Raw genomic sequence first — 12,720 nt, 5'->3', positions numbered from 1 at the left:
CTGGCCCGGCCGTGGCCCCATCCGGTCAACGGCCGGGTCTGTACGCCTCCCGCCCCGCTCGGAAGGATCACCGGCATGAGCACTGAGCGGACCACCGTGCGCACGTTCTCGCGGGCGACGGACCTCCCCCACCCCCGATGGGCGGCGCTGCTGCGGCCCGAGGACCTCTACCTCGGCGAGCGGTGGCTCGCGGTCGCCGAGCGCACCGCGGGCTGCCCGATGCGCTACCTGATGCTCGACGAGGAGGGCGGCCGGTCCGTCGCCGCGCTCGCCACCGCGCTGGCCGGCGCCGACGCCCCCTGGGTGCTCGGACGCCCGGACACCCTCCTGGAGTTCAGCGCCAAGGACGGCCGCGAAGGCGCCGAGGAGATCCTCGGGCGGCTGCCGGCGAGCCCGTCCGAGAGCCTGCTGCCGACCCTGGTGTGCGGCGGCCGGCACATGGGCCGCAGCCGGGTGCCGAGGCTGCCGGACACGGGGCGCGCCGAGGTGGAGGCCCTGGTCGCCGAGGCGGAGCGGCAGGCCGCCGAGCAGGGCGCGGCGTCGGTGGCGTACCCCTTCGTGGAGGAGAGCGACACCCTGCTGCGCCAGGTCCTGGCCGATCGCGGCTATCTGAGCCACGAGTCGGGCCGCTACAGCTCGCTGCGCGTCGGCGAGGGCGGCTTCGAGGACTATCTGACGCTGGTGTCCGCGCGCCGCCGGCGCCGCATCCTCACCGAGCGGCGCCGCATCCGGGAAGCCGGCATCGAGCTGCGCATCGAGCCGCTGAGCGCGGAACTCGTGCCGCGCCTCGGCGAGTTGGAGGCCCAGCTGATGGCGAAGTACGGCATCGAGTGGACGGCGGGGCAGACCGAGCAGGTCCTGCACGAGATGCTCGCGGCGTTCGGCACCGACGCCCAGGTGTCGCTGGCCGTCGGGGACGGGGAGGTGCGCGGCTTCGCGACCCTGCTGCGGTTCGAGAACCACTGGTACGCGCGCCAGGGCGGCTTCGACTACGCCTACCAGGACCGGCTGCCGCTGTACTTCGAGACCGTCTACTACTTCCCCGTGGAAGCGGCGGCCCGGCACGGCGTCGAGGCCATCCACTACGGCCTGGGCAGCGAGGAGGCCAAGCTCTCGCGCGGCTGCACGGCCGAGTCCCAGTACTCCTATCTGCTGCCCCTGGCACGACCTTCGAGGACCACCCATGGCTGACACCCCCACCGGCGGGCCCGTGCTCGCGATCGTCGAGACCGGGCGCGGCGACTACGGTCTCCAACCCCTCCTGAAGGCACGCGAGTCGGGGCTGCGGCCGCTCCTCGTCACCGACGACCTCTCGCGGTACGCGACCTCGCAGGCGGCCCGCGACCTCATCGAGCGGACCGTCCACGCGATCGTGCCCGCCGACACCCGCGACAGCGCGTCCGTGACCCGGGCGCTGCGCCCGTACGCCGACTCCGGCGAGCTCGCCGGAGTCCTCGCGGTCATCGACTACTACGTACCCGTGGTCGCCGAGACCGCCCGCGACCTCGGTCTGCCCGGACTCGACCCGCGCGCCGCGCACATCGCCCGCAACAAGCTGCGCACCCGTGAGGTGTGCGCCGAACACGACGTCCCCGCACCGGAGTTCCACCGCGCCACGACCCGCACGGACGCGGTCGACGCCGCGCGCTCCATCGGATTCCCCTGTGTCGTCAAACCGCTCACCGAGGCCGCGAGCATCGGTGTCCGGCTGTGCCGCGACGCCGACGACGTGGCCGCGCACTTCGACGAGCTGACCGCGTCCCCGGTCGACATGCGCGGCATGCCCAAGCCCGGCGGTGTCCTCGTGGAGGAGTACCTGACCGGCTACGAGCTCAGCGTCGAGATCCTCACCACCGGCCGGGGCCCCCAGGTCGTCGGGGTGACCGACAAGGCCCTGACCGCGCACCCCTACTTCGTCGAGACCGGCGAGACCTTCCCCACCCAACTCCCGGATGCCGTACGGGACATGGCGGCGGGGGCGGCGCTCGACGCGCTCAAGGCGATCGGCCACGACTTCGGCGCCGCGCACGTGGAGATCAAGGTCACCGCGGACGGGCCCCGCCTGGTGGAGATCAACGCCCGTCTCGGCGGCGCCCAGATCGGCCGGATCGTCCAGGAGGCCACCGGACTCGACCTGCTGCGCGAGACCGTGCGGCTGCACGTCGGGCAGGAACCCGACCTGACCCGCACCCGCACCGCGGCCGCCGCGTCCCGCTATCTGACGGCCCCCGACAGCGGGGTCCTGCGCGGCTTCGACGGGGCGGATCTGGTGCGCCGGCTGCCGGGGGTGCTCGCCGTCGACCTGTACGCCGCCCCGGGCGCCGAGGTGCGCCGGGCCCGCAGCAACGCCGACGTCCTCGGCCACCTCGTGGTCCGCTCCGACACGCCCGCCGAGGCGGCCCGCTGGGCGGAGACCGCGGCGCTCATGCTGACGCCCTCGACCACGGCCGCACCGTGCTGAGGTCGCTGCGCGAGGCGCTGCCGAAGGGCCGCTCGGTGCCCTCCTTCGCGGGGGCCACCTTCGCCAACTCCGTGGGAATGGGCATCTATTACCCCTTCTCGCTGCTGTTCTTCCAGTCCGTCCTCGACACGTCGCTGACCGGGATCGGCGCCGCCCTCACGGTGTCCGCGCTGCTCGCGCTGCCGCTGCTGCCGTACGTGGGCCGGCTCATCGACCGCTTCGGGCCCCGGCAGGTGCTGCTCGTCAGCACGACGGTGCGGGCCGCCGCGTTCGCCGGGTATCTGCTGGTGGACTCGCTCGGGCCCTTCGTGGTCCTGAGCGTGCTCGTCGCGCTGACCATGCGCACCGAGCAGGCGGCCACCCCGGCCCTCGCCAAGGTCCTCGCGGAGCGGGAGGAGGGCGACGCCGCCGGCCGCTGGATGGCCCTGTCGCGTGCCCTGTTCAACGCCGGGTTCGGGGTCGGCGCCCTCGCCGCGGGCTTCGTCGCGTCGGCGTCGCCCGAGGTGCTGCGCGGCGTCGGAGCGGGCAACGCCGTGTGCATCGCGGTCGCCGCGCTGCTCTACGCCACCCTGCCGGCGCTCCGCCCCGCCGCGCCCGTGGCCGGGGCGGCGGCGCGGGAGCGGGCCCGGCCCTGGCGCAGCGGCCCGTTCTGCCGGGTGGTCGCCGCCGGCGCCGGGCTGTGGATCATCGCGGTGAGCATCGAGACGGCCCTGCCGGTGCACCTGGTGCGCGGGGTCGGGGCGCCCGCGTGGACGGCGAGCGTCCTGTTCACCCTGAACACCGTGCTCCTCGCCGTGTTCCAGGTGCCGCTCGCCCACCGGGTGGAGCGGGTACGGCCCGCGGTCCTCGTCGGGGCCGGGGCGCTGCTGCACATCGCGCTGCCCGGGGCGCTCGCCGCCGCGGGACATCTCGCGCCGACCGCCCGCACCGTCGCCCTGGTGGCCGCCATGGCGGTCTACACCGTCGGTGAACTGGTGGCCTCGCAGGCCCTTCTGACGCTGCTCACGGCGCTGGCCCCGCAGGAGCGGCGCGGCGCGTACCTGGCCTTCAACCAGTTGTTCATCGGCCTGGCCAACGCGCTGACGCCGCTGCTCGTGACCAGCACCCTCGACCGCGGCGCGGACCTCCTGTGGTGGCTGCTCTCGGGCTGCGCCCTGGCCGTGGCGGTCCTCATGACGGGTGCGCTGCGTGCCGCCGCGGCGGAGCGGACCCCGCCCGGTGACGGCGCCGGGGAACTGCGGTCCGCGCGGCCGGAACCCACGGCGACCACCTGATGGCCGTCCACCCGGAGACCGGTCCGCGGCCGGCGCACGCCGAACAGGGCCGCCTCGCCGACGCCGCTCTGCAACGCGCCGCCGAACTGGGCGTCCACAGCGCCGAGTTCCGCGCCGAGCAGGTGCGCGACGCCTCCTGGCGGCTGCGCGACGCCCGGCCCGCCGGGGCGTCCGACACGGTGACGGCCGGCTTCTCCGTACGCGTGCTGCGCGACGGGGTGCGCGGCTTCGCGGCCCGCACCGCCTCCGGCGTCGACGCGGCCGTCGCCGCGGTTGATGAGGCGGTGCGGGTCGCCGAAGCCGCCAGGCCGCTCGCCCGCCGCCGGATCGAGACCGTGCCCGAGCCGGTGCACGGCGAGCGGACGTGGCTGTCCGGGTACGTGACGGACCCGTTCGACGTGCCCGAGCGGGACCGGACGGCGCTGCTCGCGGAGTACAGCGCGCGGCTGCTCGCCGCCCCCGGGGTCCGGCACGCGGACGCCTTCGTCCAGGCGGTCAGGGAGCGCACGTTCCTCGCGGACCTGGCGGGCAACCGCATCCTTCAGGAACGGGTCCGGGTCCTGCCGGAGTTCACCGCCCGCACCGTCGACCCGCGCACCGCTGCCCCGGTGACCCTGCGCACCACGGCGCCGTCGGCGGGCCGGGGCTGGGAGTACCTGACCGGCACCGGCTGGGACTGGGACGGTGAACTGGCCGGGCTTCCGGAGCTGTTGGCGCAGAAGGCGGCCGCGCCGACCGTCGAGCCGGGCGTCTACGACCTGGTGATCGACCCCACGAACCTGTGGCTGACGCTGCACGAGACCGTCGGGCACGCCACCGAACTGGACCGGGCCCTGGGCCACGAGGCGTCCTTCGCGGGCACCTCGTTCGCCACCCCCGACCGGCTGGGCACCCTGCGCTACGGCTCGCCCGCCATGAACGTCACCGCCGACCGGACGGCCCCGCACGCCCTGGCCACCATCGGTTACGACGCCGAAGGGGTCGCCGCGCAGCGCTGGGACCTGGTGCGCGACGGCGTCCTGACCGGGTTCCAGGTGGACCGCGCGGGGGCGGCCCGCGCCGGCTACCCGCGCTCCAACGGCTGCTCCTTCGGGGGCGGCTTCGACCAGCAGCCGCTCCAGCGGATGCCCAACGTCTCCCTGCGCCCCGCCGCCGGGGGACCGGACACGCAGGAGCTCGTCTCCCGGGTCCGCGACGGCCTGTACGTGGTGGGCGACGGCTCCTGGTCCATCGACACCCGGCGGCAGAACTTCCAGTTCACCGGACAGCGGTTCCACCGTATCCGTGCGGGCCGGATCGTCGGCCAGGTCAGGGACGCCGCCTACCAGTCGACGACGACGGACTTCTGGCGGTCCCTGGAGGCGGTCGGAGGTCCGCGGACGTACCTGCTGTGCGGGGCGTTCCACTGCGGCAAGGGCCGGCCGGTCCAGATCGCGCCCGCAGGGCACGGCAGCCCGTCGGCGCTCTTCCGCGGCGTCGGCGTCCTCAACACCCGCGAGGAGAACCGACGTTGAGCGCGAAGGCCACGGCGCGGACGCCGCAGGAGATCGTCGAGCGGGCGCTCGCCCTGTCCCGGGCACCGCACTGCGCCGTGATCGTCGACGACACCGACGCGGCATGGCTGCGCTGGGCGGGCGACGACGTGACCGCGGCCGGTGCGAGCCGCACCCGGCGGGTCACGGTGGTGTCCGGTGGCCGGGGCGGTGACGCGGCGGTCTCCGCGACCGTCGACGACGCGGCGGACGTACGCGCTCTGGCCGACCTGGTGCGGGCGTCGCGGGAGCTCGCCGACCGCGCCGGGGGGACGCCCGCGCGCCTTGAGCCGGTCCGCCCGGCGGACACCGAAGGCGACGGCTTCGACACCGAGGGGCCGCAGCCCGCGGCGGCTCCCGCTCAGGACGAACTCACCGCAGGCGTACGGCAGTTCGTGCGGCCGGCGGAAGAAGACCCCCGCGCCGTGTCGCACGGCTTCGCGCAGCACCGCACCGTCACGAGCTGGCTCGGCACCTCGGCCGGTGTACGGCTGAGGCACCACCGTCCGACGAGCACCCTGGACCTCAGCGCCCGCGCCCCGGACGAGTCCCGTACGGCCTGGGCCGGTGCGGTCGCCGACACGTTCCGCGACATCGATGCCGCGGCGGTGCGGTCCGCCACCACCGGACTGCTGCGCAGGCCGCTGCCCTACCGCGAACTGCCGCCCGGACGCTACGAGGTGATCCTCGCCCCGGCGGCCGTGGCCGATCTGATGACCGCCGTCCACCGGGCCGCCGGGGCCGCGGACGCCGCCGACGGCCGCAGTGTCTTCGCGCGGCCGGGCGGTGGCACCCGGATCGGGGACACCCTCGCCGCCCTCCCGCTGAATCTGCGCGGCGACCCGCGTGAACCCGGCCTGGAATGCTGCCCGTTCGTCCTCTCCCGGGGCGCCGTGTCCGACGCGTTCGGCGAAGCCGTGCCGTCGGGTGCGGACACCGCGGACAACGGGCTGCCGCTGTCGGCGACCCACTGGATGCGCGGCGGCACGCTCACCGCCCTGCCGGCCTCGCGCGCCGACGCCGACCGCCTCGGCGTCCCGGTCCGCCCGGCGGTCGGCAACCTGATCCTCGACGGGGGCACGGACCGCTCGCTGGCCGAGATGATCCGCTCCACGCGACACGCTCTGCTCATCACCTGCCTGTGGTACATCCGTCCCACCGACGCCGGCACGCTGTCCCTCACCGGGCTGACCCGCGACGGCGTCCACCTGGTGGAGGACGGCCGCGTCAGCGCCTACGTGAACGATTTCCGCTTCGCCGAGTCGCCGGTCTCGCTCCTGGCCAGGGCCGTCGAGGCGGGCCGTACCGAGCGGGCGCCGGGCCGCGAGTGCGGCCTGCTCTTCCCGCGCACGGCCATGCCCCCGCTGCGCGTCCCGGACTTCCGGTTCACGGCACGGGCCCCCTCATAGCCAGCCGCGCCGGCCCGCCAGGACGCCCATCTGGAAACGGCTGCCGGCCCCGAGCTGGTCGGTGAGGTCGGAGATCCGGCGCCGGACGGTGCGCTGCGACACCCCCAGCTGCCGGCCCGCGGCCTCGTCCGTCAGCCCCTTGCCGAGCAGGCGGAGCAACTCGCGGTCCCCGGCGGACAGTTCGCCGTCCAGGGCGTCCTGGCGGTCCTCGCCGAACGGGGTGGCTTCCTCCCAGTACCGCTCGAAGAGGGCGAGCAGGGCGCAGAGCATGCCGCTGCCGGTGACGACCAGGGCGCCCGCGCCGCGGTCGACGGGGTTCACGGGCAGCAGCGCGGTCTCCCGGTCGAAGATGAGCAGGGGCAGCGGAAGCACCGGGATGGTCCGCACCTCCGCGCCGCTCTCGGTGAGCCAGCGCGCGTGCTCCCGCATGGGCGGGTGGTTGCGGACGCTGTCCAGGTACAGGCCGCGCAGCACGACGCCGCGCTCCAGGGCGGAGCGGTCGGTGGAGCGGCCGGCCTCCAGGGCCTGGGCCTCGTACGTCCCCGGGTTGAAGGAGACGATCTCCTCCGTGCTGCGGCAGACGAGCTCCTCGATCCTGGTGCGTACCGCGTCGATGCCCTTGAGGCGCTGCACCCCGTTGTCCCCGGGCACGAAGCCGACCGTCGCGTACTCGGAGACCAGCTGGGCCAGGGTGGCCCGCCGCCGCTCCAGTTCCTGCCGCTCGCGCAGCAGCCGTTCCTCCTGGCCGGCCAGGAGCGCCCCCACCGCGACCTCCGGGCTGATGGGCAGGACGAGGTCGGCGTCCTCCCACGAGCGGCGGATGAGTGCCATGTCGGCGAGGCGGCCGATGGCTTCGCGGACCGCGGACTCCTCGGCGTCGAGCGTGGCGGTCAGTTCACGCACGCGTTGCCCCGAGGTTCTGAGGATCTGCCGGTAGACCGACTCCTCCAGACCATCCAGCCCCAACATCGAGTCCCCCTGATGATCATCAAGCAATGCCGGGTAACTGTATGTCAGGGCTCGTATACGCATGCAAGGTTGTCTCACGCAGTGATCCGGGCAGGCGATGCCTCCCCGGATCATGTGGGTGCCGTCGGACGCCGGGGCCTAGGCCACCGTTTCGAGCAGCGCGTCCGGCGTCACGGGCCCGGCCGCCGCTCGCGCGGGCCGCTCGCCCAGGCCGCGCACGACCTGCCGGATGGCGGAGTCCTGACCCTGCGGGCCCTTGGTGAACAGGCCGCCTGCCTGTGCGTCCCAGCGGGCGTACTCCGGGTCCGCCAGGCGCAGTTGGTGCACCTTGCGCATGTTCCAGTACGGGGTGCGCGTGTCCAGGTGGTGGTCCAGGTGGAAGTTCTCCCGGTGCATCGCGGTCAGGAACCGCTCCAGGCCGCGGCTCTTGCGGTTGCGGGTCATGTAGAGGTTCACGCGGTGGTCGCGGACGAGCGGGGTGTGCTCCGACAGCTCGATGTACCAGCTGATGATCTGGAACGTGGTGAGGAAGGGCACGATCCAGAACAGCACGAAGGCGCCGAGGAGTCCGCCCGCGGCGAGCAGCCCCAGCGCGGCCGCCCAGAAGAGCGCGAACGCGACCTTGTCCCGCCGGGCCTTGACCCGGTGGTCGGGACGCACCTCCGCCTCCTCCGTGTCCTTGGCCCCGCCCAGCCGGTTGACCAGCAGATACTTCACGACGGCCAGCGTGCGGGCGCCGAGCGCCGGCAGCACCACGAGCTTCGTCCAGCGCTGCCGCTCGCTCAACCCCTCCTCGTACACGCCCTGTTCGATGAAGAAGATCAGATCCGGATCGACGTCCGGCCGGCCCAGCTTCGGGTGGTGGGTCGCGACATGGGTCTTCTTGTACGTGTAGTGCGTCTGGAAGATCGGGTACGCGGACAGCGCCGTGCCGAGCACCAGGTTCAGCGCCCGGTTGCGGGCGAGGATGCCGTGGGCGCTCTCGTGCAGCAGGGTCGCCAGGGCGCGCATCCGGGACCCCACCATCACCACGGTGACGGGGTAGAGCCAGTACGAGACACCGCAGCTGAGCCAGATCGCGGTCGCGATCCAGAAGACGTCCGACGCGAAGGCCACGACCCCGTGCCAGTTGTCGAGGCGGTTCAACTCACGTATGCGTTCCTGGATCTCCTTGTCGAAGCGGTAGGGCTGGTATCGGCCCTTCTGTACGGCCCATTGGGTGGACATGGTCATCCTTCGGTCGGTGAGAGATGGCGGCCCGCGGGCAGAGCCCGCATCACCACTCGGTGACGTCCGGGGACACGGTCACCGGGGCGTCGGCGGTGGCCGTGGCGGCGGTGCCGACACCGGCGCCCAGGGTCACGACGGCGAGAGCGGTCGTCAGCGAAAGGGCGGCCCGACGGATGAAGCGCATGGTTTTTTCCTTGGTCTCTCGGATTCTTGACGGCCTTTCCTGCCGCCGGGAGAGATCTTTGCCGACCCCGCTCCGGGGAAGAAGGGGATCGAGGCGTCCGCAAATTACATTGGCCCGCTTAGGACACCGGCGGGAACGCCGGATTCCGGGGTCCGGAATTCGGAATGGGTCAGTGCACGGGCGGCGACGCCGGCAAGGGCGGTACGAGGAAATACCCGGGAAGGCCGGGCCGCAGCGGGGTGCCGGGGACCAGGAGCCTGCGTCCGTCGCCGGCCGGCGGCCAGTGCGCGTCGTGCGGCATGCCGAGATGCCCGGCGATCAGGGCGGACCAGCCCGGCATGACCGGTCTGATCACGACGGCGAGGGTGGCCAGGAGCTCCAGATGGGCGAGGAGCCGGCCACGCCGTGCCGCGCGCCCCAGCAGCCGCGCCGAGGCGATCCGCCGCAGGTCGTGCCGTGCTTCGACGACCGTACGCACGAAGGCGGCGGCCGCCCGGTCGGGGGCGAGCGTGTGCGGGGAGAGCCCTTCGCGCACCTCGTAGGGCGCGGTGGTGAGGAGGCGGGCCGCCGTCCCGGAGGGAGGCCCGGCGTCCTGGGGCCGGCGCGGTGACCGGACACCGGCCACGTCGACCAGCTGGCGCAGCAGATCGTCGGACCACCGCTCCAACTCGTCGATCAGGAAGAGCTGCACGGTCTCGGCGAGTTCGCGCGGATGAACAGGGGACGGCGCACCGTGCTCGAAAAGAAGGCAGGCATGAAAACGAAGCGCGTCACTGTGTGCGCTATTCCCCGTCAACCGGCTCACGCCATCGCGTCGCGGACGAAAAATCTTCGGTAATTACCCGCCGCCATGCACACATTCTGCTGCGGTCCTGTCCTGTCCTGAATGACTTGCCGATGGCCGGAAGAGGCAGCGGCCGCATCAGGCCAGGGGAATCGCGGCCGGACGGGGCGGACACGTACCTAATTTCTTTCGTGGCAGATAAAGGTCCCCGCACCCGGAGGGCCGGACGCGACGGAAGAAGTGACAGGTGACATGGACCAGTTGACGACCGGCACGACCGGGAAGGCCGGGAAGATCAGGACGGGGACCGCTGGGCCCGCGGCGCTCGCCGTGCTCTCCATGGCGAGCGTGCAGTTGGGCGCGGGCGTGTCCACCTGGATGTTCGACGAGACGGGCCCCATGGGCACCGCGTTCCTGCGCCTGCTGTGGGCCTCGCTCGTCCTGCTCCTGTGGGCCCGCCCCACCCTGCGCGGCCGCTCCCGCGAGGATCTGTCCGTGGCCTGCGTGCTCGGCCTGCTGAGCGCGGCGCTGACCGTCTCCTACTTCCTCGCGATCGACAGGATTCCCCTGGGCGTCGCCAGCGCGCTGGAGTTCATGGGGCCGCTCGCCGTGGCGGTGGCCGGACTGCGCGGCCGGCGCTCCGACCTGGTGTGGCCCGTGCTCGCCGCCGCCGGAGTGCTGGCCCTGACCCGGCCGTGGGAGGGCGACGCGGAACTCGTCGGCCTGCTCTTCGGCTGCCTCGCGGGCGCGTGCCTGGGCGGGTACGTCGTCTTCACGCAGAAGGTCGGCGACCGTTTCGAAGGCGTCGAGGGACTGGCCGTCTCCCTGACCGTCGCGACGCTGTGCGCCGCTCCCTTCGGGCTGCCGCAGGCGGCGGGGCACATGCTCGAACCGCACATCCTGCTGGGGTCGTTCGGCGCTGCCCTGCTGCTGCCGATCCTGCCGTACATCCTCGAACTCGCCGTGCTGCGCCGCCTGTCGACGGCCGCGTTCGGCACGCTGATGAGCTTCGAGCCCGGCATCGCCACGCTCATCGGCGTCCTGCTCCTCGGCCAGCCCGGCGACCTGCTCCAGTACGCGGGCCTCGCCTGCGTCATCGTGGCCAGCCTGGGCGCCGTGAACCGCGGCGCCCGCAAGGCGGAGCCGGACGCACGGCCCAAGGTGACGGCGGAGGAGCTGAAGGCGGCCGCGTGACGCCGGCGGCCGAAGGCTTGGGGCCGTGCCCGTCGCTACCCCCCGAGGGCACGGCCCACCGCCTCGACCACGGGCGCCCCTTGCGGGGTCGGCGTGCGCCCTGGGAGCGGGCAGGCAGCCCTGATGTCGACATCAGGAGCTGCCTCGCACAGCGCGTCTACCCAGAAACGCGTTCGTCATACAGGTGACCGGACGCCAATTGACGGATGAACGACGCGAACGCGCCCGGAGCGACGGTGAAGGCGCCGCCGTCGGGGTTCTTGGAGTCGCGGAGGGCTACGCGGGCGGTGAGGTCGGCGACTTCGACGCAGTCTCCGCCGGTGTTGCCGCTGTAGCTCGACTTACGCCACGTCGCGCCCGTCAGCTGCTGGTTGTGCTCCACTGAGTTCCTCCATCACGTGCGCGATCAGTGCCGCCGATTTCTCCACGGAGAGGGCGGTGGCCTGCAAGCGAGCGTAACGGAGTGAACTCTCCCTGAGAGTCTCCGGGTTGGCGGTCATGTGTCCGGAGATCACATCCTCGGTGTAGACGATGTCGGGCCCGTCGTCGAAGCGCAGGGCGTTGAACGAGCCTGCGAGGCCCACGTGTTGACCTGCGGCGCGCGGTAGCACCTGAAGGGTCAGCCACCGATGGCCCATCACGTCCAACAGGTGGGCGAGTTGGTCCCGCATGACGTCCGGGCCGCCGATGGGGCGTCGCAGTACGGCCTCGTCGAGGATCACGCACATCAAGGGCGGCTGGGCCCGTTTCAGGATGCGCTGGCGCTCCATCCGGGCGGCGAGGAGTTGATCCACCTTCTCGGGTACGCCGGTGTCCAGCACGGCGCGTGCGTACTCCTCGGTCTGGAGCAGCCCGTACACGACCTGCGCCTGGAACGTGCTGATGTGGACGGCCCGAGCCTCCATCTCCGCGTAGGCCTGGAACCACGTAGGCAATTGGCTCCGCAGAACAAGCCCGACGAGCCGCGACAGCGCCCCGTCGGAACCCAGCGCCGCGTCCGCCCGCTCCGCGAACTCCCGCGTCGGAAGCTTCCGGGCCGTCTCGATCTGGCCCACCAGGGAGCCCGTGCAGAAGATGCAGGAGCCGAGCTGCCCCTGGTTCATGCCCGCGGCCTCGCGCAACCGGCGCAGCTCCGCGCCGAAGTAGTCGAGAGGGGAAGCGGTCGGGTCGAGGTCACGGATGTTCGGCATGGTGATGGTGCCTCCAACTCCCCGCAGAGTCAGTCTCGTTCAGTAGCCGAGAGTAGCCACCCGTTCGCACGCTGGTGACATGAATCACGGAAACTCCACCCCCCTCCTCTACCGCGCAGGGTTCGCGGTGGGCGCCCACTCGGCGAGACATCTGCGCCGGATCCTGGACCTGTACCTCGACAACTGGGGCCTGGCCCACCTCGCCGACGACGCCCGCCTCGCGCTCACGGAGCTCGTGTCGAACGTCGTACGCCATGTGCCGGGCCGACGCTGTTCGGTGCTGTTCGTACTCCTCCCGGAGGGCAAGGGGGTTCGGGTCGAGGTGTCGGACGGGTCCGACCGGTTGCCCTGCGTAGTCGACGCGAGCGGCGGCGAGGCGGGCCGGGGGCTCGTCCTCGTCGGCGCGGTCGCCCGGGACTGGGGCGCCGAACCGCTGCCGGGCGGCGGCAAGACGGTCTGGTTCGAGGTGGGGGAGTGCGGCGCCGGGTGACGG

13 protein-coding genes are annotated in these 12,720 nt (G+C 72.8%); 7 read left to right on the top strand and 6 right to left on the bottom strand.

Annotated features, from left to right (window positions below; translation table 11 throughout):
* The first annotated feature begins 75 nt into the window (after positions 1–75).
* The 5 genes from AB0L37_RS00255 to AB0L37_RS00235 are packed head-to-tail and all read left to right on the top strand — an operon-like array spanning position 76 to position 6,676.
* Entirely contained in the window at positions 76–1,191 is a 1,116-nt protein-coding gene (locus AB0L37_RS00255; RefSeq protein WP_365497624.1) for a GNAT family N-acetyltransferase, read from the top strand.
* Positions 1,184–2,461: an ATP-grasp domain-containing protein gene (locus AB0L37_RS00250; RefSeq protein ID WP_365497621.1), complete on the top strand. Its 1,278-nt coding sequence runs from the start codon at positions 1,184–1,186 to the stop codon at positions 2,459–2,461. Before AB0L37_RS00255 ends, AB0L37_RS00250 begins: the two co-directional genes overlap by 8 nt.
* Positions 2,455–3,735 (top strand): MFS transporter, encoded by a 1,281-nt coding sequence (locus tag AB0L37_RS00245; protein ID WP_365497618.1) that lies wholly within the window; start codon positions 2,455–2,457, stop codon positions 3,733–3,735. The genes AB0L37_RS00250 and AB0L37_RS00245 overlap by 7 nt, the downstream gene beginning before the upstream one ends.
* Positions 3,735–5,249: a TldD/PmbA family protein gene (locus tag AB0L37_RS00240; protein WP_365497615.1), complete on the top strand. Its 1,515-nt coding sequence runs from the start codon at positions 3,735–3,737 to the stop codon at positions 5,247–5,249. The genes AB0L37_RS00245 and AB0L37_RS00240 overlap by 1 nt, the downstream gene beginning before the upstream one ends.
* The gene (locus AB0L37_RS00235) at positions 5,246–6,676 is read left to right on the top strand and encodes a metallopeptidase TldD-related protein (protein ID WP_365497612.1); all 1,431 of its coding nucleotides are present in this window, start codon (positions 5,246–5,248) and stop codon (positions 6,674–6,676) included. The genes AB0L37_RS00240 and AB0L37_RS00235 overlap by 4 nt, the downstream gene beginning before the upstream one ends.
* On the opposite strand, the gene AB0L37_RS00230 is transcribed toward AB0L37_RS00235, so the two are convergent.
* From AB0L37_RS00230 to AB0L37_RS00215, 4 genes are all read right to left on the bottom strand, one after another.
* Entirely contained in the window at positions 6,671–7,645 is a 975-nt protein-coding gene (locus AB0L37_RS00230; protein WP_365497609.1) for a helix-turn-helix transcriptional regulator, read from the bottom strand. The two genes, AB0L37_RS00235 and AB0L37_RS00230, sit on opposite strands and share 6 nt — an antisense overlap.
* Before the next feature lie 138 nt (positions 7,646–7,783).
* Positions 7,784–8,872, bottom strand: coding sequence for a fatty acid desaturase family protein (locus tag AB0L37_RS00225; protein ID WP_365497606.1), 1,089 nt, complete (start codon positions 8,870–8,872; stop codon positions 7,784–7,786).
* 49 nt (positions 8,873–8,921) lie between these two features.
* A complete protein-coding gene (locus AB0L37_RS00220; protein WP_365497603.1) occupies positions 8,922–9,059 on the bottom strand; it encodes a hypothetical protein in 138 nt (45 codons plus the stop codon).
* Between the two features lie 169 nt (positions 9,060–9,228).
* Entirely contained in the window at positions 9,229–9,750 is a 522-nt protein-coding gene (locus AB0L37_RS00215; RefSeq protein WP_365497600.1) for a hypothetical protein, read from the bottom strand.
* Between the two features lie 345 nt (positions 9,751–10,095).
* Here AB0L37_RS00215 and AB0L37_RS00210 point away from each other — a divergent pair, with 345 nt between their 5' ends.
* Positions 10,096–11,037: an EamA family transporter gene (locus tag AB0L37_RS00210; protein ID WP_365497597.1), complete on the top strand. Its 942-nt coding sequence runs from the start codon at positions 10,096–10,098 to the stop codon at positions 11,035–11,037.
* 157 nt (positions 11,038–11,194) lie between these two features.
* Here the strand turns inward: AB0L37_RS00210 and AB0L37_RS00205 are convergent, their stop codons facing one another.
* Both AB0L37_RS00205 and AB0L37_RS00200 read right to left on the bottom strand, forming a co-directional pair.
* A complete protein-coding gene (locus AB0L37_RS00205) occupies positions 11,195–11,419 on the bottom strand; it encodes a DUF397 domain-containing protein (RefSeq protein ID WP_365497594.1) in 225 nt (74 codons plus the stop codon).
* Positions 11,379–12,227 (bottom strand): helix-turn-helix transcriptional regulator, encoded by an 849-nt coding sequence (locus AB0L37_RS00200; RefSeq protein WP_365497591.1) that lies wholly within the window; start codon positions 12,225–12,227, stop codon positions 11,379–11,381. Before AB0L37_RS00200 ends, AB0L37_RS00205 begins: the two co-directional genes overlap by 41 nt.
* A gap of 79 nt (positions 12,228–12,306) precedes the next feature.
* Here AB0L37_RS00200 and AB0L37_RS00195 point away from each other — a divergent pair, with 79 nt between their 5' ends.
* Entirely contained in the window at positions 12,307–12,717 is a 411-nt protein-coding gene (locus AB0L37_RS00195) for an ATP-binding protein (protein WP_365497588.1), read from the top strand.
* Positions 12,718–12,720: the final 3 nt, after the last annotated feature.

Source organism: Streptomyces sp. NPDC052225 (assembly GCF_040679615.1).
Classification (GTDB): Bacteria; Actinomycetota; Actinomycetes; order Streptomycetales; family Streptomycetaceae; genus Streptomyces.
Note: the sequence above shows the minus strand (reverse complement) of the source record. Positions and strands in the feature narration are given on the sequence as shown.

Coding starts and splice junctions, on each gene's coding strand:
- AB0L37_RS00200 (WP_365497591.1), bottom strand. CDS start 12,227: ATGCCGAACATCCGTGACCTCGACCCGACCGCTTCCCCTCTCGACTAC.
- AB0L37_RS00230 (WP_365497609.1), bottom strand. CDS start 7,645: ATGTTGGGGCTGGATGGTCTGGAGGAGTCGGTCTACCGGCAGATCCTC.
- AB0L37_RS00195 (WP_365497588.1), top strand. CDS start 12,307: ATGAATCACGGAAACTCCACCCCCCTCCTCTACCGCGCAGGGTTCGCG.
- AB0L37_RS00250 (WP_365497621.1), top strand. CDS start 1,184: ATGGCTGACACCCCCACCGGCGGGCCCGTGCTCGCGATCGTCGAGACC.
- AB0L37_RS00210 (WP_365497597.1), top strand. CDS start 10,096: ATGGACCAGTTGACGACCGGCACGACCGGGAAGGCCGGGAAGATCAGG.
- AB0L37_RS00255 (WP_365497624.1), top strand. CDS start 76: ATGAGCACTGAGCGGACCACCGTGCGCACGTTCTCGCGGGCGACGGAC.
- AB0L37_RS00240 (WP_365497615.1), top strand. CDS start 3,735: ATGGCCGTCCACCCGGAGACCGGTCCGCGGCCGGCGCACGCCGAACAG.
- AB0L37_RS00225 (WP_365497606.1), bottom strand. CDS start 8,872: ATGTCCACCCAATGGGCCGTACAGAAGGGCCGATACCAGCCCTACCGC.
- AB0L37_RS00220 (WP_365497603.1), bottom strand. CDS start 9,059: ATGCGCTTCATCCGTCGGGCCGCCCTTTCGCTGACGACCGCTCTCGCC.